The organism is Streptomyces sp. NPDC033131 (assembly GCF_055578365.1).
Genome location: NZ_JBVIPA010000012.1, coordinates 197,490 through 219,351 on the forward strand (window position 1 = coordinate 197,490; position 21,862 = coordinate 219,351).

General features: G+C 71.3%; 19 protein-coding genes. 7 read left to right on the top strand and 12 right to left on the bottom strand.

The features are described 5' to 3' along the window. Positions 1–30: 30 nt before the first annotated feature. The 6 genes from ACZ5XS_RS18135 to ACZ5XS_RS18160 form a co-directional block, all read right to left on the bottom strand. A complete protein-coding gene (locus ACZ5XS_RS18135; protein WP_468652351.1) occupies positions 31–1,233 on the bottom strand; it encodes a ketosynthase chain-length factor in 1,203 nt (400 codons plus the stop codon). Next, the gene (locus ACZ5XS_RS18140; protein ID WP_468652353.1) at positions 1,230–2,501 is read right to left on the bottom strand and encodes a beta-ketoacyl-[acyl-carrier-protein] synthase family protein; all 1,272 of its coding nucleotides are present in this window, start codon (positions 2,499–2,501) and stop codon (positions 1,230–1,232) included. The genes ACZ5XS_RS18135 and ACZ5XS_RS18140 overlap by 4 nt, the downstream gene beginning before the upstream one ends. After that, on the bottom strand, positions 2,498–3,103 hold the full coding sequence (locus ACZ5XS_RS18145) for a TcmI family type II polyketide cyclase (RefSeq protein WP_468652355.1): 606 nt from the start codon (positions 3,101–3,103) through the stop codon (positions 2,498–2,500). The genes ACZ5XS_RS18140 and ACZ5XS_RS18145 overlap by 4 nt, the downstream gene beginning before the upstream one ends. A 268-nt stretch (positions 3,104–3,371) precedes the next feature. Further along, a complete protein-coding gene (locus ACZ5XS_RS18150; RefSeq protein ID WP_468652357.1) occupies positions 3,372–4,103 on the bottom strand; it encodes a response regulator transcription factor in 732 nt (243 codons plus the stop codon). A gap of 73 nt (positions 4,104–4,176) precedes the next feature. After that, entirely contained in the window at positions 4,177–5,100 is a 924-nt protein-coding gene (locus ACZ5XS_RS18155; protein ID WP_468652358.1) for an SAM-dependent methyltransferase, read from the bottom strand. Between the two features lie 77 nt (positions 5,101–5,177). Further along, positions 5,178–6,413, bottom strand: a complete 1,236-nt coding sequence (locus ACZ5XS_RS18160) for a cytochrome P450 (RefSeq protein ID WP_468652360.1) — start codon at positions 6,411–6,413, stop codon at positions 5,178–5,180. A gap of 670 nt (positions 6,414–7,083) precedes the next feature. Here ACZ5XS_RS18160 and ACZ5XS_RS18165 point away from each other — a divergent pair. Then, on the top strand, positions 7,084–7,860 hold the full coding sequence (locus ACZ5XS_RS18165; protein WP_468652362.1) for a response regulator transcription factor: 777 nt from the start codon (positions 7,084–7,086) through the stop codon (positions 7,858–7,860). 148 nt (positions 7,861–8,008) lie between these two features. Here ACZ5XS_RS18165 and ACZ5XS_RS18170 read toward each other — a convergent pair whose 3' ends face one another. Together ACZ5XS_RS18170 and ACZ5XS_RS18175 are read right to left on the bottom strand one after the other, a co-directional pair. Beyond that, positions 8,009–9,556 (bottom strand): DHA2 family efflux MFS transporter permease subunit, encoded by a 1,548-nt coding sequence (locus ACZ5XS_RS18170; RefSeq protein ID WP_468652364.1) that lies wholly within the window; start codon positions 9,554–9,556, stop codon positions 8,009–8,011. Positions 9,557–9,770: 214 nt separating this feature from the next. After that, positions 9,771–10,505, bottom strand: coding sequence for a TetR/AcrR family transcriptional regulator (locus ACZ5XS_RS18175; protein WP_468652366.1), 735 nt, complete (start codon positions 10,503–10,505; stop codon positions 9,771–9,773). Between the two features lie 128 nt (positions 10,506–10,633). On the opposite strand from ACZ5XS_RS18175, the gene ACZ5XS_RS18180 reads away from it, so the two are divergent. Beyond that, entirely contained in the window at positions 10,634–10,837 is a 204-nt protein-coding gene (locus ACZ5XS_RS18180) for a hypothetical protein (RefSeq protein ID WP_468652368.1), read from the top strand. 537 nt (positions 10,838–11,374) lie between these two features. On the opposite strand, the gene ACZ5XS_RS18185 is transcribed toward ACZ5XS_RS18180, so the two are convergent. From ACZ5XS_RS18185 to ACZ5XS_RS18200, 4 genes are all read right to left on the bottom strand, one after another. Further along, positions 11,375–12,313, bottom strand: coding sequence for a 3-oxoacyl-ACP reductase (locus ACZ5XS_RS18185; protein ID WP_468652370.1), 939 nt, complete (start codon positions 12,311–12,313; stop codon positions 11,375–11,377). 9 nt (positions 12,314–12,322) lie between these two features. Then, positions 12,323–13,399: a Zn-dependent alcohol dehydrogenase gene (locus ACZ5XS_RS18190; protein WP_468652372.1), complete on the bottom strand. Its 1,077-nt coding sequence runs from the start codon at positions 13,397–13,399 to the stop codon at positions 12,323–12,325. Positions 13,400–13,467: 68 nt separating this feature from the next. Beyond that, positions 13,468–14,325, bottom strand: a complete 858-nt coding sequence (locus ACZ5XS_RS18195) for a MaoC/PaaZ C-terminal domain-containing protein (protein ID WP_468652374.1) — start codon at positions 14,323–14,325, stop codon at positions 13,468–13,470. Between the two features lie 218 nt (positions 14,326–14,543). Next, positions 14,544–15,974, bottom strand: coding sequence for an MFS transporter (locus ACZ5XS_RS18200; protein ID WP_468652376.1), 1,431 nt, complete (start codon positions 15,972–15,974; stop codon positions 14,544–14,546). Between the two features lie 189 nt (positions 15,975–16,163). Between ACZ5XS_RS18200 and ACZ5XS_RS18205 the strand changes: the two genes are divergently transcribed. The 5 genes from ACZ5XS_RS18205 (at position 16,164) to ACZ5XS_RS18225 (ending at position 21,857) form a co-directional block, all read left to right on the top strand. Next, positions 16,164–17,903 carry an MFS transporter gene (locus tag ACZ5XS_RS18205; protein ID WP_468652378.1) on the top strand — a complete coding sequence of 580 codons (1,740 nt, stop codon included), beginning with the start codon at positions 16,164–16,166 and terminating at the stop codon, positions 17,901–17,903. A gap of 138 nt (positions 17,904–18,041) precedes the next feature. Further along, positions 18,042–18,692 carry a class I SAM-dependent methyltransferase gene (locus ACZ5XS_RS18210; RefSeq protein ID WP_468652380.1) on the top strand — a complete coding sequence of 217 codons (651 nt, stop codon included), beginning with the start codon at positions 18,042–18,044 and terminating at the stop codon, positions 18,690–18,692. A gap of 97 nt (positions 18,693–18,789) precedes the next feature. Next, on the top strand, positions 18,790–19,752 hold the full coding sequence (locus ACZ5XS_RS18215) for an N-acetylmuramoyl-L-alanine amidase (RefSeq protein WP_468652382.1): 963 nt from the start codon (positions 18,790–18,792) through the stop codon (positions 19,750–19,752). Positions 19,753–19,911: 159 nt separating this feature from the next. Further along, positions 19,912–20,754: a hypothetical protein gene (locus ACZ5XS_RS18220; RefSeq protein ID WP_468652384.1), complete on the top strand. Its 843-nt coding sequence runs from the start codon at positions 19,912–19,914 to the stop codon at positions 20,752–20,754. A gap of 92 nt (positions 20,755–20,846) precedes the next feature. Continuing rightward, positions 20,847–21,857: an LLM class F420-dependent oxidoreductase gene (locus ACZ5XS_RS18225; RefSeq protein WP_468652386.1), complete on the top strand. Its 1,011-nt coding sequence runs from the start codon at positions 20,847–20,849 to the stop codon at positions 21,855–21,857. The last annotated feature ends 5 nt before the right edge of the window (positions 21,858–21,862 follow it).

The window sequence follows — 21,862 nt, forward strand, 5'->3', positions numbered from 1 at the left end:
GAGAAGCTGAGGGCTCCGAGGGAAGCGGGCTCAACCGCCCGCGGCGCGGACGACCATCGCCGAGTTGAAACCGCCGTGCCCGCGCGCCAGCACCAGCGCCGTGCGCAGCTCGGCGGGGCGTGGTTGGGAGAGGACCAGGTCGAGTCCGTGGCGGTCGGCGGGCTCGGTGTGGACGGTGGGCGGCACCAGGCCGTCGGCCAGGGCCAGGAAGGCGGCGGCGAGGTCCAGGGAGGCGGCGCCCGCGTAGAGGCGGCCGGTCATCGTCTTGGGCGCGGTGACCGGGACCCCGTACGCGCCGAAGACATCGACGAGCGCCTCGGCCTCGGCACGGTCGAGTTCCGGGTCGGCCGCCGCGTCCGCGAACACGACGTCCACGTCGCGGGCGTCGAGTCCGGCGTCGGCGAGGGCGAGTTCGACGGCCCTGCGCAGTCCGGGCCGCCGTCCGTCGAAGGTCGCGGCGCAGCCGCTGATCTCCCCGTACACCCGGGCGCCGCGGGCCCGGGCGGCCTCGGTGGGTTCCAGGACGAGGAGTGCGCCGCCCTCGCCGGGGACGTGGCCGCTCGCCCGCTCGTCGAAGGGCAGGTAGGCGGTGGAGGGTTCGTCGGCGGTGCTGAGCCGTCCGCTGGTGTGCAGTCCGACCAGGCCCCAGGGGCAGAGGGTGGCGTCGACCGCGCCCGCGAGGACCAGGGGAGTGCCTCGTCTGATCTGCCGACGGGCGTGGGCGACGGCGTCGAGCCCGCCGGCCTGGTCGGTGACGACCACGCCGCTGGGACCCTTCATGCCGTGCCGGATGGAGATCTGGCCGGTGTTGACGGCGTAGAACCAGGCGAACGACTGGTACGCGCTGACGTACTGGCTGCCCCTGCCCCACAGGCTCTTCAGTTCGCCCTGGCTGAACTCGAAGCCGCCCGCCGAACTGGCGGTGATGACGCCCATGTCGAAAGCGGGTACGGCGGCGGGGTCGATGCCGGCGTCGGCCAGAGCCCAGTCGGCGACGGCGAGCGACAGCCGGGTGACCCGGTCGGTCTGGGGCATCAGACGGCCCGGGACGTGGTCCTCGGCCCTGAAGCCGGTGATCTCACCGGCGAGGCGGGCGGGGTAGCGCGAGGCGTCGAAGCGGGTGAGCGGGCCGATTCCGCTCTTGCCGGCCAGTGTCGCGTCCCAGAAGTCCTCGATGCCCAGACCGTTGGGCGCGGCCACGCCGAGTCCGGTCACTGCCACGGAGGTGGTCACGGCGCCTTCCTTTCGGGGCGGGCGAGCACCATGGCGCTCTGAAACCCTCCGAAGCCGCTGCCGACCGTCAGGACGGCGTCGGTCAGCTGGTCACGGGCGGTCAGCGGCACGTAGTCGAGGTCGCATTCGGGGTCGGGGGTGTGCAGGTTCGCGGTCGGCGGGACCACGTTGTGCTCCATGGCCAGGGCCGACGCGGCGATCTCGATGGAGCCGATCGCGCCCAGGGAGTGCCCGACCATCGACTTGATGGAGCTGACCGGGGTGCGGTACGCGTGGTCGCCGAGGCTCTTCTTGAAGGCGGCGGTCTCGTGGCGGTCGTTCTGCTTGGTGCCGGAGCCGTGGGCGTTGATGTAGTCGATCTCGGTGCCGTTCATGCGGGCCTCGTCCAGTGCCACCCGGATCGCCTCGGCCATCTCCGCGCCGTCGGGCCGCAGTCCGGTCATGTGGTAGGCGTTGCTGCGGGTGGCGTAGCCCGCGATCTCGGCGTAGACGTGCGCGCCGCGCCGCCGGGCGGCCGTCAGTTCCTCCAGGACGAAGACGGCGGCGCCCTCGCCGAGGACGAACCCGTTGCGGGTTCCGTCGAACGGCCGGGAGGCGTGCTCCGGGTCGTCGTGGCGGGGTGTGGTCGCCTTGATGGCGTCGAAGCAGGCCATGGTGATCGGTGAGATCGGCGCGTCGGTGGCTCCCGCGACCACGACGTCCGCGGTGCCCTCGCGGATGAGCTCCACGGCGTAGCCGACCGCGTCCAGGCCGGAGGTGCAGCCGGCCGAGACGACGCCGCTCGGCCCCTGCGCTCCGACGGTCCTCGCGACCTCGGCGGCGAAGGAGCTGGGCACGAAGTAGTTGTAGAAGTGCGGGTCGGCGTAGTCCAGGTCGACCAGGTCGAGCCGGCCGCCGTCGCTGACGACGCGGTAGTCCTCGTCCAGGCTCATGGTGGAGCCGACGGCGGTGCCGATGGTGACGCCGACGCGGTACGGGTCGAGCGTCTCGATGTCCAGGCCGCTGTCGGTGACGGCGCCGCGCGCGGCGACCACGGCGAGCTGGGCGGCCCGGTCCATGCGCCGCACCTCGTGCGGGGTCAGGCCGTGGGCGTACGGGTCGAAGTCGATCTCCGCGGCGACCCGGGAGCGGAACGGGGCCGGGTCGAAGAAGGTGATGCCGCGGGTCGCGGTGCGTCCCTCGCTCAGCAGCTTCCAGAACTCGCCGGTGCCCACGCCGCCCGGCGCCAGGACCTCCATCCCGGTGATGACGACCCGTCGGTCCCTCATGCCGCGGCCTCCCAGCGGTAGCAGGAGGTGGCCACGGAGTCGGCCGGTGAGTGCCAGACGGCCGGGTCGTAGGGCGGGATGATCCGCATCAGCGCGTCGCAGATCTTGATGAAGCGCGGGTCGGCGTCCTTCCATGCCTGGTCGATCAGCGCGCCTCCGTCGGCCTGGACGAAGTGCTGGATGTGCAGGTACACGTCGCCGTCCAGGAACAGCTGCCGGTGGCGCGTGCCCATCTGCTCCGCGAAGTCGGTGGTGTCCAGTTCCTCGAAGAGCCGGCGGACCTCGGGCATGTGCACGGGGTCCATGCGGTTCACGATCACCGTGCTGTACAGGGGTTCCTGTGTCGGTGCGGGGCCGCCCGACCACTGGTAGAAGCGGGTCGCGGGCCGGGCGGGCAGGATGTCGTCCGCCCGGCCGGGTGCCGCGGCGGCCTCGTCGTGGTCGAAGTCCTGGACGTGCACGACAAGGTCGCTGTAATGGAACAGCTGCCGTCGCCGGATTCCCGTCGCGGAGCCGGCCCGGGCATCGAATTCACTGAACAGTTTCCCGATCTCAGAAGGGGAGCCGAAATCCAACCGACTCAGACTGACGCTGGTTTCCATGGATTCTTCCTGCCTGCCGCTCCGTACCTTGCGACTCCAGGCTGCCGGAATCCGGCGACAAGCTCAAGGAGGGGTTTTTCGTGAATTCCTCATTTCCTTGCGGCGAAAGTGCGGGTACTGCAGGAATCGGTCGGCGCAATGTCAGGACTTCTACAGATCCCGCTGTGCGGGCAGGCGACGGGGTAGGCGACGGGCATTCAGCGGGCATGCAGCGGGCATGCAGAAGGCCGACGCGGCACTGCCGCGTCGGCCTTGGTGAATCCGCAGTTCAGGCAGCTCGTCCCAGCATGAATCCCACTCCCCTGACGGTCACGATCCAGTCGCTGGCGCCGAGTTTGCCACGCAGGCTGCTGACATGGGTGTCCACGGTCCGCCGGGACCAGGAGTCGCCCCAGATCTGCTGCATGATGACGCGTCGGGAAACGATGGTGCCGGGCTGCGAGGCCAGCATGTGCAGAAGATCGAACTCCTTTTTCGTCATATTGACCTTACGACCCTCGAACGTCACCTCCCGTGATTCCACATCGATGAGCAAAGGTCCGTGCTCGATACGGGAAAGACTTCTCGGGCCGGGTTGCGCGCGGCGCATCAGGGCCTCTATACGGGCCAGTAGTTCGCGCACCCCGTATGGCTTCACGAGAATTCCGTCGGCTCCTGCCTGAAGGCTGAGGACGGTGTCGAGTTCGGAGTTGCGGCCGCTGACCGCGATGATCGGCGTGTCACTCGTCTCGCGGACGGACCGGCAGACCTCCAGCCCGTCCACATCCACCAGATCGAGGTCCACGAGCACCAGATCGGCGTCCGCGTGGTGGGCGAGCGCCTCGGTGCCGCGCGCCACGGACCGCACCTGGTGACCGTGCCGTTCGAGGTGCCGCCGCAACACCTCACGGTCCTGTGCGTCCTCGCCGGCCACCAGGATTCTCCAGGAGACCGACGAACGGAAGGGCAACGGTGTCCTTCCGAACGGGTCTCGTGCGTTTCTTCCGTCGTCGGTGCTCATCAAAGAACGCTCCCCCCTGCACACCTGCACACCTGCACACCTGCACACCTGCACAACGGACTTCGGGCTGCTGTCAGTTCGGCCGCACCGCGATCGCGATGGGCAGCGCCCCCGCCGCGCTGCGGGAGACGTCGGTGACGACGAGGCCCGCCCGGGACAGCTGGTCCCGGATCTCCCGCTCGCCGGTGAAGTTGAGGTACTTCGCCCGCAGGATGTCTCCGAAGACGGCCATGTCCCTGAGCAGGTCGGCGTCCTCGATCCCGTACTTCGCCCAGCTGCCCGGCCGGCCGCCCTCGGCCCAGGGCGGCGCCGGGGGTACGGGGATGAAGCTGACCAGGAGCCGGCCGCCGGGGCGCAGTGCCCGCGCGAAGTTGCGGTACAGCTCCACCAGGCGCTCCGGGTCGGACTCGTACATGTTCAGCCCGTTGCTGGTGAGCAGGTCGGCCTCCGCGTCCAGGTCGAGCCGCCAGGCGTCGCCCACGCGGAACTCGCACAGGTCGGCGAGGCCTCGTTCGGCGGCGTTCTCGCGGGCGAGGCCGACCGACTCGGGGTCGATGTCCACACCGATGAGGCGGACGCCGGTGGTGCCGCGGTAGTCCTGCTGGAGGAGATCGTCCATGAGGCCGCAGGGAACGGAGGCGAGCACGGCGCCGTCCGTCACGAAGGGGGCGATCGCCGCCTTGAACCGGCCGAAGCGTTCCCTGATGCCCGGCAGCAGCGACCGGGTCAGCAGCCAGCGCTCCAGCTCGGTCGCCACCGGGTCGCCCGGCCGGTGTCCGAAGACGTACGAGGTCCAGTAGCCGTTCAGTCCCTCGTTGTGGAGCAGGAAGCGGCCCAGGTCGAACTCCTGCAGCTCGGCCAGGAGTCGCAGCTCCTCGTCCAGAGGCAGCAGCAGCCGGTCCGCGGCCCGCAGACGCCGCTCGATCCGGGCGGCCAACCGGGCCGTGCCGTCGGGGGTGACTGCGCTCCCGGTGTGGTGCGAGAGTGCGGTTTCCATCGGTGTCTCCTCGGTTCCGTGGGTCCCGCTCGGGCGGGGCGGTCGGTGGGCGGGCGACGTGGTGAGGCGTCCGCCGGTCACCAGGTGACGGGCAGCCGGCGCAGGCCGAAGACCAACGCGTCGTACTTGAACGGCAGTTCGTCCAGGCCGACGGCGAGGCGCAGGCCCGGCAGACGCCGGAAGACGGTGTCGAAGACGATCTCCAGCTCGGCCCGCGCCAGGTTCTGGCCCAGGCACTGATGCGGGCCGTAGCCCTGGGCGAGTTGCCTGCGGGCGTCCCGCAGCACGTCGAGGTCGTCGGGCTCGGGGAAGACCTCGGGGTCACGGTTGCCTGCCACGTTGGAGGCGACCACTCCCTCTCCCGCCCTGATGACGACGCCGCCGACCTCTACGTCCTCGGTGGCGACCCGGGCCATGCCGATCTCGACCACCGAGAAGTAGCGCAGCAGTTCGTCGACGGCTCCGGATGTCCGGCCGGATTCGGCGGTGACGGCGGCGAGCTGGTCGGGGCGGGTGAGCAGGGCGACCATCCCGAGCGCGATCATCTCGCTGGTGGACTCGTTCCCGGCGAGCAGCAGCAGCTGGGCCAGGCCGGCCAGGCCGGGGCGGTCGATGTCGCCGTGCTCGGCGTGCTGCCGGGCGATCTCGCGGCTGAGCAGGTCGTCTCCGGGGTGCGCCTCCTTCTCGGCGATCAGCCGGTCCATGTTCAGGCGCATGTCGCGGGCTATCTCGTCGCGCTCGGCGGCGGTGGTGGAGCGCTTGAGCATGCCGCCGGCCAGTTCGTAGAAGCGTTCCAGGTGGGCCGGTGTCGCGCCGAGCAGTTCGGTGATCACCCGGGACGGCACGGTGAGGGCCAGTTCCTGCACCAGGTCGACCGGCCTGGGAAGTTCCAGAATCTTGTCGAGGGTGTCGTCGACGATTTCCTGAATACGCGGCCGGAATGCGGCCACGCGCCGCATGGAGAACTCCGTGATCATCGGCTTTCGGGCGGCGGTGTGCTCTTCTCCGTCCAGGGAGATCATGAACGGCGCGAAATGGGTGAACGCATTCTTTCCGCCGCGCGACATCGCCGGAAAGCCCGGGTCGCTGCGGTTGGCACTGAAGCGCGGATCGACCAGAACGGTCTGGATGTCCGCGTGCCGGGTGAGCAGCCAGGCGAGACGGCCGTCGGACATCCTCACCCGGCTCACGGGCTCGGTGCGGCGCAGCTGCTCGTAGGTGTCCGGGACGCCGAAAGGGCAGGTCCGGGGTATCGGGAAGGTGACGGGCTCGATGGCGGGCCCGGTAGCGGTGACGTGCTCGACGTGGGTCATGGCACTCCTTTGCGATCGCCGCGGCGCGGGTGTGCCCGGAGAGGATCTGCGGGTGTGCCCGTGGGGGATCGGCGCCACCGACCACCAGGGCCGATCACCGGACTCCCTCGCCCTTCGGCAGTCGTTACACCGTATTGACAGATACGTTGTAGCGGACCGATGCGGCGGATCGCAAGGCCGCAAAGCCGGCGCTCACCCCCTTCACACCTTCCCCGATTCCCCGCCTCGGCGCGCCTGACCTGCGACGACAAGCCGGGCATCCGTCCAGGGAACCGGCAGGCGGAACGGAGCCGGCTCATCCACAGGGCAGTCCGAGCCGGCCGTACCCGAAGACGGGAGCGGAGACTCGCCGTCGGAAATGAGCCATTCCGTCGGAGACCGGCCGGAACACCACCCACCCGCCGACACCCGCACGGCGTCGCAGAGGGGAATGGTCACGCGCGGCTCAGGTCTGGCGGAGACGATCGAGACGTGCCCGTTTTACCTACCCATTCCGCGATAGGGATCGTTTCGTTCCGATTGCTGGAACGAAACAATCCGCTTTTCTGCCGGTCGGTGACCGGGAACGGGACCGCGCCGCGAACACGGTTTCGGCCATCTGATCCAAAGGCCATTGATTTGCGCTGCGCCAACGTGTGAGCGTTGAGCCACGTCGTGAGGGGGAAACTTGTTGCAGGTCATCGAACATTTCCGGCACCTCACGACGGAGTTGACCACCTCGGCCACCCTCCCCGCCAACTTCCTCCAGGCGGCCCTCAGGCGCCCCATCCAGCCACACAGGACCCCGGAGAGCTGGCGGATCCTCCTGGTGGACAACGACGATCAGGACCGTGACGTCCTGGAGAAGAACCTGCTGCGACAGGGCCACCAGGTGCGCGGCGTCTCGACCGGCGCGAACGCGCTGGACGCCTACGGGGACGCCGACCTGATCGTGCTCGGCCTGGAGCTGTCCGATCTGGACGGACTGGAGATCTGCCGGGTGATCCGGACCGCCTGTGACGTGCCGATCATCGCGGTCACCGCCTGTTCCTCCGAGGTCGACACGGTCCTCGGGTTGCAGGCCGGGGCCGACGACTTCGTCGTCAAGCCCTTCGGCTTCCGGGAACTCACGGCACGGATCGACGCCGTGATGCGGCGGGTCCGCCCGCCGTCCCGCACGCCCGCCACCATCGAGCACGGGTCGCTCCGAATCGACGCCGGAGCGCGCGAGGTGACGTGTGCCGGGCAGCGGATCCGGCTGACCCGCAAGGAGTTCGACCTGTTGCGGTTCCTGGCGTCGCACCCCCGTACGGTCATCGCGCGGGACGTCGTCATGGAGCAGGTCTGGGGCGGCTCCTGCTCCCGGCGCACGGTCGACACGCACGTCAGCAGCATCCGGAACAAGCTGGGTTCCAGCGACTGGATCGTGACCGTGCGCGGGGTGGGCTTCATGATCGGTGAGGCCTGATCCGACACCGGATCCATCGGGATCCGCTGATCCGACGCCGGAGCCAGTGGAGCTCCCCGCCGACGGCGGGGAGCTCCGCACACCGCCGCTCGCCGCGGGGCCGGTACGAGCGGACGGTGATCGGGGGCCGGGCGGGACCCGACGATGGTCAGCCCTTGCGGGCCGGATTGCGGACGAACAGGACCATGGCCGCTCCGATCGTCATCGCCACCGCCGGCCACAGCAGGGAGTCGGCCATGACGGCCGAGACGACGGTACGGACGAACTCCGGCACGCTGTGCCCCGAGTCGAGCTGCTGGAAGTCGATGCCGCCGAGCCTCTCGCGCTGACTGCCGGTCAGGCTCGCCGCGTGCGCCTCGATCTCGCTCTTGAACTGGGCGGCCATGACCGTCGCGATGACCGCTGCGCCGAGCGTGGACCCGATCTGCCGGGACGTGTTGAACACCCCCGACCCGACGCCGATGTACTGCGGCGGCAGGCTCTGCATCGCGGCGACGGCCAGCGGGCTCATCATCAGCGAGCTGGAGGCACCCATCCAGGCGGCGTGCGCGAGGAGGACCACCAGGGACATGTCCGGAGTCATCAGGTAGTGCCGTACGAAGAGCGCGGCACTGAACAGCGCGAGCCCGGAGAACGCCGGCCACTTGGGACCGACCCGGTCGACCAGCTTGCCGATCTGGGGCGCGAGCGGAACCGAGACCAGCGCCGACGGCAGCATCATCAGGGCGGCCTGGCTCGGCGTCATGCCGCGCCCCGACTGGAAGTACAGGGTGCCGGGGAAGCTCGCGGCGGTGATGGCGAAGCCGGCCGTGACGATCGCCAGGTTGGCGGCGGCGAAGGTCCTGACCCGGAAGATCCCCAGGGGCACCAGGGGCTCGCTCCTGTTCACGAGTTCCCACAGGACGAAGAGGACCGCGAGGACCACGCCGAGGGCGAGGACTCCGTACACCGAGACGGGGATCCCGGTGGCGAACCCGAGGATGTGCAGGTCGTCGGTGATCTCCGACCAGTTGTAGCCGCTGCCGTTCTCCAGGGCGTAGACGAGGCTGAACAGGGACAGACCGCTGATCAGCACGCCGACGAAGTCGAAGCGGTGCGGGCTGCCGGGCAGGGACGGCACGAAGCGCTGCGCGACGAACAGCCCGACGATCCCTATGGGCACGTTGATGAAGAAGATGGACCGCCAGCCGAACGCGTCGATGAGCAGACCGCCGGAGATGGGTCCGACGAGGATCGCGGCGCCGGAGACCAGCCCCCAGTACGACATGGCCCGGCCGCGCATGTCCTTGGGGAAGATCTTGCCGATGGTCGCCATGGACTGGGGGGCCATGGTGGCGGCACCGAGGCCCTGGAGGGCGCGGAAGGCGATGAGCTGTCCGATGCCCGCCGCGAGCCCGCACAGCAGTGAGGCGACGGTGAAGAGGGCCATGCCGATCATGTAGATCCGCTTCGTGCCGAAGCGGTCGCCGAGCCGGCCCGCGAGCAGCAGCGGTACGGAGTACGCCAGCAGGTAGGAGCTGGTCGCCCAGACCGTCGTACTGACATCCGTGTGGAGGTCGGCGGAGAGCGTCGGCATCGCGACGACCACGATGGTGGTGTCGAGCATGAGCATGAAGAAGCCGACCATCAGGGCGGCGAGGGCGCCCCACGGCACCTGTGCTTCCGGCTCGGCTTTCTCGGCCTGCGACGTGGACATGATCCGAGGCCCCCTCTCCTGTCGATTACGTCGTATTAGTCAATACACCGTATCGACAGCATGCGACGTATCGCAAGCCTGGTTCCGCGGGCGGGGGAAACGAACCGCGGCCAGGAACGCGGGGTGCGTTCCTGGCCGCGGAGGGCGGAGAGGGACTGGAGGGCGGAGAGGGGCTGGAGGGCGGAGAGGGGCGATCCGACGCGGAGGAGTGCGCTCAGACGCCGAGGCGGGCTGCGATGCCGTCCAGCAGAAAATCGAGGCCCGTGTCGAACTTGGCCTTCGCATCGCGGTCGCCGGCATCGGAGACCACCCTGGCCAGCGTGGGATAACGGCCGGTGGCCAGCACCTGGTTGAGGTACGAGCTGGAGGCGACCTGCCACTGGCGCTCGTCCAGGCCGGTCGCCCGCTCGGTACGGCGCTCGGTGATCTCGCTGCGCAGCGCGCCGATCACATAGGCGTTGACCGCGTCGCGGGCCTGGATCACGGAGTCGATGTCGCCGGTCGACAGCGCCGCGTCCAGGGCCGCCAGGGATGCCTCCAGGTTGGCCAGCGCCTCGGGGCCGAGGTGGGGCCGCCGCCCCAGCAGGTCGGCGAACCACTCGTGGCGCAGCGCGGCCTGCCGCATGCCGTGCGCGAAGGAGCGCAGGGCGTCCCGCCAGTCTCCGTCGGCCGGGTCCGCCCGGGGAATCTCGCCGTACACGGCGTCCACCATGAGGTCGAGGAGTTCCTCCTTGGTGGACAGGTAGCGGTACAACCGCATCGGGCCGGCGTCGAGCATCGCGGCGACCTTGCGCAGCGAGACGGCGTCCAGTCCGTCCCCGTCGGCGAGTTCGATCGCCGCCCGGACGATCCGGTCCCGGCTCAGCGGGGCCGGCGCCGGCCGGTCCGGCGGTTCCGGGCGCGCCCAGACCAGCGTGGACTCACTGTCGCCATCCTTGCGTACCACCATCGGACCTCATCTCCCCCCGCCTTTACCAAGGCCATAAACGATACGCCATGTCGATCGATACGCCGTATGGAAGTAGGCGCCCTATCGAAACGGCAGCAGCCCTATGGAGAAGGCCGAGGTCCCGACCTGTGAGCAGTACCTCCTCCCGCGCCGCCCACGGCCAGAGCGGCATGCTCGACCTGCACCCGGAGGGCGGCCGGCGTGCCCTGCGCGAGGCCGGGCCGGAGGGGGCCTTCCACGCGGTCGCCCGTCCCGAGGGGACAGGCTGCGGCTGCCGGAACCGGACGGCACGCTCCTGCTGCGCCAGGACACCCCGGACGACGCCCCGCTGACCCGCCCCGAGGTCGACCGCGATGACCTGCGGGACCTCCTGCTGGACTCGCTGCCCGCCGAAACCGTCGTACGGAGCCGCGCGTTCGACCACGCCCCCGCGTCGCCCGGGGGCGGCCACCGGCTGCACTCGCGGACGGCGGCCACGCCGACCACGCTCCGGTCGCCGGCACGGACGGCGCCCGCTTACGCGTCCTTTCACTATGAGCGTCCGATCAGGTCGCGTGGTCGGGTGCCGTGCATCGCAAGGCGCCGGAGCGGCCGCGATGGGGGTCCCCCCGCGCGAGGTTGTTCGAGCGTGGGGGAGGAGCCACGTGGGCGTTTCGGCAACGCGGCGAGGTGCGGTGCCAGGCCGCGCGACCCGGACGGGCATAGTGAAAGGACCCCTTACGCGTCCGCGCCCTGGTGACGGACGTCCGCAGCGCGCACGCCGGCGTGAACACGGTGGAGATCGGCGTCCCGGACGCGGGCCGCGGCCGTTCCGAGCTCGCCGCCATGGCCGGGGCCGTCCGAACCGCAGGACCCGGCCCCGCCCAGCGTCAGGAGCGCCGCAGCCCCAGCACTTCCGCCGCCGCGAAGGTCTCCCCCTGCGGCCGTTGCGCGTAGTGCGGGGTGAGCAGCGCGTCCAGTTCGTCGTACGTGAAGGTGTCCTGCTTGCTGTCGAACCTGGCCTGTACGCGCGGCCGTTCGACGATCGCCACCATGCCGCCGTGTACGACGATCAGCTGGCCGTTGACCCGTGCGGCGGCGGGCGAGACCAAGTAGCCGACGAGCGGCGCGACATGCTCGGGGGCGAGAGGGTCCAGTCCGTCGGCGGGCTGCTCGAACCCGGCGAAGACGTCCTCGGTCATCCGGGTGCGGGCGCGCGGGCAGATGGCGTTGGCGGTCACGCCGTACTTGGCGAGCGCGAGGGCCGTCGACGTGGTGAGCCCGACGATGCCTCCCTTCGCCGCCGCGTAGTTGGGCTGGCCGGCGGACCCGGCCAGGAACGCCTCCGACGACGTGTTCACGATCCGCCCGTACACCGGCCCGCCCACCGCCTTGGACCGCTCGCGCCAGTGCGCGGCCGCGAAGTGGGTGGTGTTGAAGTGACCCTTGAGGTGGACGCGGATCACCGCGTCCCACTCGTCCTCGGTCATGGAGAACACCATGCGGTCGCGCAGGATGCCCGCGTTGTTGACCAGGATGTCCAGCCGGCCGAACTCGCCGGTCGCCGACTCGACCAGTACACCGGCCTGTCGGAAGTCGGAGACGTCGCCGGTGTGGGCCAGCGCCCTTCCGCCCGCCGCTCGTATCTCGGCGGCGACCTGTTCGGCCGGGGCGGTGGAGGCCTCGCCCGAGCCGTCCCGGCCGGGCTGCCCGAAGTCGTTGACGACGACGGCCGCGCCGAGCCGGGCCAGTTCCAGCGCCTCGGCCCGGCCGAGGCCGCGGCCCGCGCCGGTGACGATGGCACAGAGCCCTTCGAGTGGCAGTGACATACCGGTTCCTCAGATCTCGATGCAGGTGCGCAGAGCCGTCCCCGTCCGCATCTGGTCGAGCGCTTCGTTGATCTCGCTCAGCGGCACCCGGTGGGTGATCAGGCCGTCCAGGTCGACGCGGCCGGCCCGCCACAGGGCGATGGTCCGCTCGTAGGAGCGCAGCACGTCCCCGCCGCCGTACATCGACGGCAGGATCCGCTTCTCGTCGAAGAACAGCTCGAACATGTTGAGCTGGAGGTGGTCGTCCATGGCTCCGGCGCCGACGACGACCAGGGTGCCGCCGCGCCGCGTGGTGTCGTACGCCGTGCGGGCGGTGGCGGAGCGGCCGACGACCTCGAAGACGTAGTCGAAGCCCTCACCAGCGGTGACCTGCTGCTTGGCGTCGGCCAGTTCGTCGGGGGAGACGGCCCTGGTGGCCCCGAACCGGAGCGCGGACTCGCGGCGCGAGGCGACCGGGTCGACCGCGACGATCTCGGCGGCGCCCTTGAGGCGTGCGCCCTGGATCGCGGAGATGCCGACCCCGCCGCAGCCGATGACGGCGACCGACGAACCCGCCTCCACGTCCGCGGTGTTGAGCGCCGCCCCCAGTCCGGTGGTGACCCCGCAGCCGATGAGCGCGGCGATGTCGAAGGGCACGTCGTCGGGTATCGGCACCGCACAGCCGGCGTCGACCACGACCTCCTCGGCGAAGGTGCCGGTGCCGGCGAAGCCGAAGAGGTCACCGCCGGGGCGCCTGAAGTTGGGGGTGCCCGCGTTCATGAACCCGGCCAGGCACAGCTGGGTCTGGCCGCGCTTGCAGGCGGGACAGACACCGCAGGCGGGCAGCCAGCAGACGACGACCCGGTCGCCGGGCTTGACGTGGCTGACGCCCTCCCCCACTTCGAGGATCTCCCCGGCGCCCTCGTGGCCGGGCACGAACGGCGCCGGCTGCGGGAGTACGCCGCCCATCGCGGACAGGTCCGAGTGGCACAGCCCGGTGGCCCGCACCCGGATCCTCGCCCGGCCGGGGCCGAAGCCCACCGCCTCGACGTCGTCGAGGACCTCCAGCTTGTCCTGGCCGATCTCGTGCAGTACGGCTGCGCGCATGGTGCGGCTCCCCTCGAGAGGCTGGTGGCTCGGTGGCCCGTTGACTCGGTGGCCGTTGGCTCGGTGGCTCAGGAGTGTTCGACGACGGTGTCGGCGAGGACCGGGGCGTCGTCCCGCTCGACCGCGTGCACGGCGACCCGCACGACCCCCTCCTGCCGCCACATGCGCACGCGCAGGGTCTCGCCCGGGTACACGACCCCGGCGAACCGGGTGGCGTACCCGCGCACCCGGGTCACGTCCCCGCCGAGCAGCGTGTCGACGACCGCCTTGAGCGTGATGCCGTACGTGCACAGCCCGTGCAGGATGGGGCGCTCGAACCCGGCGACCTTGGCGAACTCCGGATCGGCGTGCAGTGGGTTCCGGTCGCCGGAGAGGCGGTAGAGCAGGGCCTGGTCCTCGCGGACGGGCCGCTCGACGACGCGGTCGGGCTCGGCGTCGATCGGTTCGAGGCGGGCCGAGGGGCCGCGGTCGCCGCCCCAGCCGCCTTCTCCGCGGACGAAGATCTGGGCGTCGTTGGTCCACAGCGGGCCGTCGGCGTCGGCGACCTCGGTGCGCATCACGAGGACGGCCGCCTTCCCCTTGTCGTGCACGCCGGCGATGCGGGAGGTCGCGGTGGCCGTGCCCTCGACCGGCAGGGGGCGGTGGATCTCCAGGCTCTGGCCGCCGTGCAGGACGCGCGCCAGGTCGACGTCGACGCCGGGCATGGACAGACCGCTGATCACCCCGGGCGAGCCGGCGCCCGCCACGGTGGCGAAGCTCGGCAGGACGTGCAGCCGGGACTCCAGGGTGTAGCGCAGCTCGTCGGGGTCGGTGGCGGGGATGCCCGCGCCGATGCCCAGGTGGTACAGCTGGACGTCCTTCGCGGTCCAGGCGATCTCGCCGGAACGGGGTTCGGCGGCCAGGGCCTTGGCTGCGTCGATGGGCATGGGGCTCCCTGCTCCTGAGGGCTCAGAGACCTCGGTGCGGCCGTCCGCACCGTCGGCCGCACCGAGGTCGACACGGGGCCGACCTAGAACGCGTTCCAGTCCGGCGCCCCCTGTATAGCCCAGCGCCCCACAGTTGTGAAGGCTCCTGACGGAGTGTCAGCTCGATGGCCGGAGCAGGTGTGCCGTGGCCTCTCCGGGCGGGCGCCGCTGCCGCCCGCTCACTCCACGGCGGCTCTCCGCGGCAGCCACAGCAGCATCAGCACCACCCCGCCGGCCAGCACCCCGGTCCCCACCCGGAACGCCAGCGCGTACCCCTCCGTCAGCGCCTCGGGAGAGCCGCGCCCGGCCGTGCGGGCCGCCGCGATCGTCGACATGACCGCGAGCCCCAGCGAACCGCCCATCGTGCGCGAGGTGTTGACCAGCCCCGACACCAGCCCGGCCTCCCCCGGCGCCGCCCCCGCCGTGGCCAGCGCGGCGAGCGGCGTCGCGGCCAGGCCCGCGCCCAGCATCATCAGGATGCCCGGGATCATGATGGTGGTGAGATACGCCCCGTCCGCGGTCATCGTCGACTGCCAGCCGAACCCGGCGACCGCGACCAGGGTCCCGAGCACCGCCACGGCACGCGCCCCGGCCCGCCGCATGAAGCGCGGCGCGAGCTTGGAGCCGACGACCACGGCCAGGGAGCTCGGCACCAGCGCGAGACCGGCGTCCAGCGGCGAGTAGCCGAGCACGTTCTGCGCGTACAACGTCATGAAGAACCACATGCAGAACATGGCGGAGCCGCACAGGAACATCGCCACGTTCGCGGACGCCACGGCCCGCACCCCGAGCAGTGCGAGCGGCATCAGCGGAGCCGCCGTACGGGCCTCGACGGCGAGGAAGCACCCGATCAGCGCGAGCCCGGCCAGCAGCGGTACCAGGGCGGCCGCCGCCGTCCACCCCTCGGCCTCGGTCTGCGAGATGCCGTAGGCCAGGGTGGCGAGCCCGGCCGTCACCAGCAGCGCGCCCGGCAGGTCGAGTCGCCGTCCGTCCCCCGCCCTTCCCTCGACCAGCCACACCACGGAGCCGAGGAGCACCACCACCCCCACCGGCACGTTGATCAGCAGCACCCAACGCCACGACAGGACGTCCACCAGGACCCCGCCGACCAGCCCGCCGGCCGCCCCGCCGCCCGCGCCGACCGCCGTCCAGGTCGCGATGGCCCGCGCGCGTGCGGCACCCTCCGGGACGGCGGACGTGAGGATCGTCAGCGTCGCGGGCGCGAGCACCGCCGCACCGAGCCCCTGCGCGGCGCGCGCCACCAGCAGTTGCCAGCCCTCCTGGGCGAGTCCGCCGGCCAGCGAGGCCACGGTGAACAGGCCGAGCCCGACCAGGAACATCCGCTTGCGGCCGTAGAGGTCACCGGCCCGCCCGCCGAGCAGCATGAAGCCGGCGAAGGCGATGGCGTAGGCGTTGACCACCCATTGGAGCCCCTGCTGGCTCAGCCCCAGGTCGGCCCGCATCGACGGGAGTGCCACGTTCACGACGGACACGTCGAGCACGACCAGGAACTGTCCGGCACACGCGAGCGCGAGGACCAGCCAGGTCGGCGGCGCGGTGCGGCGAGGGGACATGCGGGTGACGTCAGCGGCTCCGAGCATGACTGTCATGCTCTCAACCACCCGCTCCCCCTGCATCGGCATTTCGGCCTAGTCCCCCCTGGTCCCCCCAGTGCCAAGAGAAGACAAAGAAATCGTTAGGAGGCCGAAGCACTGGAATAGTTGCCCAGGCGCACGGGGTTCACCCTGCACGTATCCCGCACGGGACCATCCGAACCACCGGCCTGGAGGCCCCACTCCATGACGCACACGTCGACCGACCAACCCGTACGCAGGGCGAGCGGCGCCGTGGTCCCGGTGCTCGCCTTCGCGGGCATCGTGGTCGCGGTGATGCAGACCCTGCTCGTGCCGGTCATCAAGGACCTGCCGCAGCTGCTGGACACCGAGCCGAGCAACGCCACCTGGGTGCTGACCTCGACCCTGCTCTCCGGCGCCGTCGCCACCCCGATCATGGGCCGCCTCGGCGACCTGTACGGCAAGCGGCGCATGCTGATCTTCAGCCTCTCGGTGATGGTCGTCGGCGCGCTGGTCAGCGCCCTCACCAGCGACCTGCTCACGATGATCGCGGGCCGTACCCTCCAGGGCTTCGCGATGGGCGCGATACCGCTCGGCATCGGCCTGATGCGCGACATGCTGCCCCGCGAGAAGCTCGGCTCGGCGATGGCCCTGATGAGCTCCTCGATCGGCGTCGGCGGCGGCCTCGCCCTGCCCGCCGCGGCCCTGGTCGCCCAGCACGCCGACTGGCACGCCCTCTTCTACGGTGCCGCCGGCCTCGGCGCCCTCGCCATCGCGCTCACCCTCCTCGTCGTGCCCGAGTCCCCGATGCGCGCCAAGGGCACCTTCGACGTCGCGGGCGCGATCGGTCTCTCCGCGGGCCTCGTCCTCTTCCTCCTGCCCATCACCAAGGGCAGCGACTGGGGCTGGACGTCCGGGACCACGCTCGGCCTGTTCGGGGCGTCCGCCGTCGTGCTCGTCCTGTGGGGCGTGATGGAGCTGCGCCTGAAGGCCCCCCTCGTGGACCTGCGCACCACGGCCCGCCCGGCGGTGCTCTTCACCAACCTCGCCTCGATCATGGTCGGCGTCTCGTTCTACGTCGTCTCGCTGGTCCTGCCCCAGCTCCTCCAGCTGCCCAGGTCCACCGGCTACGGCCTCGGCCAGTCGATGGTCGTGGCGGGCCTGCTCGTCGCACCCCTCGGCCTGACCATGATGGTCACGGCCCCCGTCTACGCCCGCCTGTCGGCCAAGTACGGACCCAAGGTCACCCTGATCCTCGGCATGCTGATCATCGCGATCGGCTACGGCGCCGGCCTCGGCCTGATGAGCGCCCCCTGGCAGAGCCTCGTCATCGCCGTCATCCTGGGCGCGGGCATCGGCCTCGCCTACTCCTCCCTGCCCGCACTGATCGTCGGCGCGGTCCCGGCGTCGGAGACGGGCGCCGCGAACGGCCTGAACACGCTGATGCGTTCCATCGGGACGTCGGTGTCGAGCGCCGTCATCGGCATGGTCCTCGCCAACACCGCGAACAACGTGAACGGCGTCGCGGTCCCGACCATGCACGGCTTCCGCGTCTCCTTCCTGATCGCGACCGGCGCGGTCGCGGTCGGCCTCGTCATGGCGCTCCTCCTGCCCCGCAACCGCCCGGCGGCCAAGCCGCAGCTGCGCGCGAGCAGCGAGGAGGACGCGGTGCTCGAACGCGCCGAGGAAATGCTGCGCGGCTTCCGGGGCCGGGTCCTGGACGCCGCCGGCACTCCCGTCGCCCGCGCCAAGGTCACCCTGATCGACCGCCGCGGCCGTCAGGCCGGCGCGACCCTCTCCGCCGAGGACGGCAGCTACACCCTCGCCGTCCCGGTCCAGGGCCCGTACGTCGTGGCCGCCAAGGCCGCCGGACACGGCCCGCTCGCCTCCGCGGCGACCCACTCGGGCGACGAGCGCGCGGTCGCCCTGGACCTGTCGCTGCCGGGCGAGACCGTCTCCGCCTGACGATCCCCCCGCACGCCCCTCCGTCCTGATGAGGCACCGCACCCCCCGTCGCCCACGAGACGGGGGGTGTGGTGCGTCGGGACGGGGGGCGTGGTGCACCATGGGCGCCCGGAAGGACGTACGACCGAAAGGACCCCCATGCCCGCGGCCCCCAAGCCCGAGATCCTGGCCGCCTTCGAGGCCGCGAAGGGGTTCATGCCCGCCGGTGAGGGCCTCGCCCTGTACGCGGCGGCCGTGACGGCCGGTCGGCTCGGCCTGCCGCTCCTCGAGGTGGGCACGTACTGCGGGCGGTCCGCGATCCTGCTCGCCGACGCGGCCCGCGAGGCCGGCGTCACGGCGCTCACCGTCGACCACCACCGGGGCAGCGAGGAGCAGCAGCCGGGCTGGGAGTACCACGACCCGGAGACGGTCGACCGCGAGATCGGCCTGATGGACACCCTGCCGGCCTTCCGCCGCACGCTGCACCGCGCCGGTCTCGAGGAGCACGTGGTGGCGTTGGTCGGCCGCTCCCCGCAGGTCGCCAAGGTCTGGGGCACCCCCCTCGGCCTGGTCTTCATCGACGGCGGCCACACCGACGAGCACGCGAACGCCGACTACGAGGGCTGGGCGCCCCACGTCGCCGAGGGCGGGCTGCTCGTCATCCACGACGTGTTCCCCGACCCGGTGGACGAGTTCACCGGCCAGGCCCCCTACCGCCTCTACCTCCGGGCCCTGGCGTCCGGTGCCTTCACCGAGGTCTCGGTGACGGACTCGCTGCGGGTGCTGAGGCGCACCGGGCCAGGACTCTGACCCCGGTCCACGATCGCCGCCGCAGCGCCCCAAGGGCCCCTGCTCCGCGGTGTGCCGGGGTCCGCGGAGCAGGTGGCCGGCCCGTAAGGTGGCAGTCGTGTCGTACGTAGGCCCGGACTTCGAACCTCCCCGGCCCCGCCGCTCCCGGCGCGGCCCCCTGACCGTCGCGGTCGCCGCACTCGTGCCGGGCGCGCTGCTCGGCTGGCTGGTGTACGAGGCGGTGGGCGGATCCGACGAAGGAGCATCGGCGGGGGCGGTCGGGACACCCTCGTCGTCGAGCGCGTCGGCCTCCCCGAGGGCATCCGCGCCGACGTCCTCCGCCCCCGACGACGCCAAGCAGCCGGGCCCGAGCGCGGCCCCCACCACCTCCGCGCCCGCCGCCACCGGCCCCCTCAAGGGCAAGGTCGTCGTCATCGACCCGGGCCACAACCCGGGCAACTTCCGGCACACCGCCGAGATCAACCGCAAGGTGGACATCGGCACGAACGCGAAGGAGTGCGACACCACCGGGACGGCCACCAACTCCGGTTACGCGGAAGCCGAGTTCACCCTCGATGTCGCCCACCGGATGCGCACCCTCCTCCAGGCTCAGGGCGCCACGGTGAAACTGACCCAGGACGGCGACCGGCCCTACGGCCCGTGCGTGGACGAGCGCGCCCGGATCGGCAACGCGGCGCACGCGGACGCCGTCGTCTCGGTCCACGCGGACGGCTCCGCGGCCGGCAACCGCGGCTTCCACGTCATCCTGCCGGGGAGCGTGCACGCGGGCGCCGCCGACACCCGTGCGATCGTGGGCCCTTCGCGCGGACTCGGCGAGCGCATCGCGGGCAACTTCGTACGCGCCACGGGCAGCGCGCCCTCCAACTACATCGGAGACGGCACCGGACTCGACACCCGCACGGACCTGGGCGGTCTCAATCTGTCAACGGTTCCCAAGGTGTTCGTCGAGTGCGGCAACATGCGCGATAACAAGGACGCGGCACTGCTGACCAGTGGTGCGTGGCGGCAGAAGGCGGCGCAAGGGATCTCTGACGGAATCGTGAGTTTCCTGCGCGGGTAGTGATCGGTGCGCTGATCCGGGCGGACACCCTGTTCTGGCGGACGATAGTGTCGTCCCCACGATGAGGGGCCACCCCCGCGCTTCACACCAGGGCCTGACGGCGACATGGTGACAGCGACGCCTCTACCGACGACGAGACGACCTACGAAGGACCCTGAAGTGAATATCCGCTCCCTCACTCGAGGCGACGGCGTGGTGATCGGAGCAGCGGTGTTGCTGTTCATCGCGTCGTTCCTCGACACGTACTCCAGCGACAGCGGTGGCGGCGACATCCCCAACGCCTGGGAAAACCTCGGCCTGGTGATGAGCCTGTACATCGGTGGCATCATCGGGGCGGCCCTGATCGTCGTCTCCCGCGCACTCCCGCAGCCGCGCAAGGTCGTCGGGCTCGACCTGGGGCAGCTGGGTGTCGCACTGTCGATCTTCGCCGCATGGACCTCGTTCTGGACGATCATCGACCCGCTGGGCGCGTTCAGCGACGAACTCGGTGGAGCGGACATCAGCACCGGCGGTGGCCTCATCCTCGGTCTGATCGGCGCGCTGCTGCTGGCCGGCGCCGCCGTCGCCACCCCCCTGGTCCCCGCCCTGCAGGCCGCCCTCATCCCCGCCCCCAAGCCGGCCGCCCCCCAGCCCTACGGCGCCCAGCCCCCCGGTGGTCCCGGCGGTTACGGCTACCCCGGCGCCCAGCCCCCGCAGCAGCAGCAGCAGCCGTACGGTGCCCAGCCGCAGCCCGGTCAGCCCTTCGGCGCGCAGCCGCAGCAGCCTCAGCCGCCGCAGCAGGGGCAGGCTCAGCCGCCGGCGCCGGACTTCTCGCCGTTCTGGTTCGCCGTGCCGGTGCCGCGGCCGCTGTTCGCGGAGGACGGCTCGTCGGCACCGATCGCCGAACTCGCCCCCGGCACCTGGTACCTGGCGGTCGAGCAGCGCGGCGGGGCGCTGGTCGCGCAGACCCAGGACGGTCGTCGTGGCGTGCTGCAGGACACCTCGGGGATCCAGCGCGGCTGATCCCGTTCTCGACCTGCGGCCCCTCGCCCTTCCGGGCGGGGGGCCGTTGTCGTACAGTCTCCCCTCGGCTGACGCCCCATCAGGAGGCAGCTATGCGGCTCGGTCTCACCCTCGGCTACTGGGGCCGCGGCCCCGACCCGGACCATGTTCCGCTCGTGCGGGAGGCGGAGCGGCTGGGCTACGACTCCGTGTGGACGGCCGAGTCGTGGGGATCGGACGCGTTCACCCCGCTGACCTGGATCGCCGCGCAGACCTCCCGCATCAGGCTCGGTACGGCGGTGGCGCAGATGGCGGCCCGCTCCCCGACCACGACGGCCATGCACGCCCTCACCCTGGACCACCTCTCCGGGGGCCGCATGATGCTCGGGCTCGGGCTGTCCGGCCCGCAGGTCGTCGAGGGCTGGTACGGCCGCCCGTTCCCGAGGTCGCCGCTGACCGCGACCCGGGAGTACGTCGATGTCGTACGCCAGGTCCTCGGGCGGGAGGGGCCGGTCGAGCTGGACGGCCGCTTCCACTCCCACCCCTACCGGGGCGCCGACGGCACCGGCCTCGGCAAGGCGCTCAAGTCCATCACCCACCCCCTCCGCCCGGACCTCCCGGTCCTGCTCGGCGCCGAGGGGCCGAAGAACGTGGCGCAGACGATCAAGATCGCCGACGGCTGGCTGCCGCTGTACTGGTCGCCGAGCCGGCCCGAGGTGTACGGGGAGGCGGTGGCCGGCCTCCCCGAGGGCTTCCTCGTGGCGCCCATGGCGCAGGTGAGGGTCTGCGACGACGTCGCCCAAGGGCTGCTCCCCGTCAAGGCGATGCTCGGCTTCTACATCGGCGGGATGGGGCACGCGGCCCGCAACTTCCACGCCGACCTGATGGCGCGCATGGGGTACGAGGAGGAGGCGCGGCGGATCCAGGAGCTGTTCCTGTCCGGCCGCCGGGAGGAGGCCGTGCTCGCCGTGCCGGACGCGTTCGCGGACGAGATCTCCCTCGTCGGACCGCGCGAACGCATCGCGGAACGGCTGGAGTCGTGGCGCAAGGGGCCGGTGACGGACCTGCTGGCGATGAACCCGGACCGGCACACGCTGCGGGTGCTGGCCGAGCTCAACTCCTAGAACGT

Excerpts from the sequence above, each read along its gene's own strand:
- ACZ5XS_RS18150 (WP_468652357.1), bottom strand. The coding sequence starts at position 4,103 with ATGAGCACCGACGACGGAAGAAACGCACGAGACCCGTTCGGAAGGACA.
- ACZ5XS_RS18160 (WP_468652360.1), bottom strand. The coding sequence starts at position 6,413 with ATGACCCACGTCGAGCACGTCACCGCTACCGGGCCCGCCATCGAGCCC.
- ACZ5XS_RS18185 (WP_468652370.1), bottom strand. The coding sequence starts at position 12,313 with ATGTCACTGCCACTCGAAGGGCTCTGTGCCATCGTCACCGGCGCGGGC.
- ACZ5XS_RS18175 (WP_468652366.1), bottom strand. The coding sequence starts at position 10,505 with ATGGTGGTACGCAAGGATGGCGACAGTGAGTCCACGCTGGTCTGGGCG.
- ACZ5XS_RS18140 (WP_468652353.1), bottom strand. The coding sequence starts at position 2,501 with ATGAGGGACCGACGGGTCGTCATCACCGGGATGGAGGTCCTGGCGCCG.
- ACZ5XS_RS18170 (WP_468652364.1), bottom strand. The coding sequence starts at position 9,556 with ATGTCCACGTCGCAGGCCGAGAAAGCCGAGCCGGAAGCACAGGTGCCG.
- ACZ5XS_RS18200 (WP_468652376.1), bottom strand. The coding sequence starts at position 15,974 with ATGACAGTCATGCTCGGAGCCGCTGACGTCACCCGCATGTCCCCTCGC.
- ACZ5XS_RS18190 (WP_468652372.1), bottom strand. The coding sequence starts at position 13,399 with ATGCGCGCAGCCGTACTGCACGAGATCGGCCAGGACAAGCTGGAGGTC.
- ACZ5XS_RS18145 (WP_468652355.1), bottom strand. The coding sequence starts at position 3,103 with ATGGAAACCAGCGTCAGTCTGAGTCGGTTGGATTTCGGCTCCCCTTCT.
- ACZ5XS_RS18195 (WP_468652374.1), bottom strand. The coding sequence starts at position 14,325 with ATGCCCATCGACGCAGCCAAGGCCCTGGCCGCCGAACCCCGTTCCGGC.
- ACZ5XS_RS18210 (WP_468652380.1), top strand. The coding sequence starts at position 18,042 with ATGCCCGCGGCCCCCAAGCCCGAGATCCTGGCCGCCTTCGAGGCCGCG.
- ACZ5XS_RS18205 (WP_468652378.1), top strand. The coding sequence starts at position 16,164 with ATGACGCACACGTCGACCGACCAACCCGTACGCAGGGCGAGCGGCGCC.
- ACZ5XS_RS18225 (WP_468652386.1), top strand. The coding sequence starts at position 20,847 with ATGCGGCTCGGTCTCACCCTCGGCTACTGGGGCCGCGGCCCCGACCCG.
- ACZ5XS_RS18155 (WP_468652358.1), bottom strand. The coding sequence starts at position 5,100 with ATGGAAACCGCACTCTCGCACCACACCGGGAGCGCAGTCACCCCCGAC.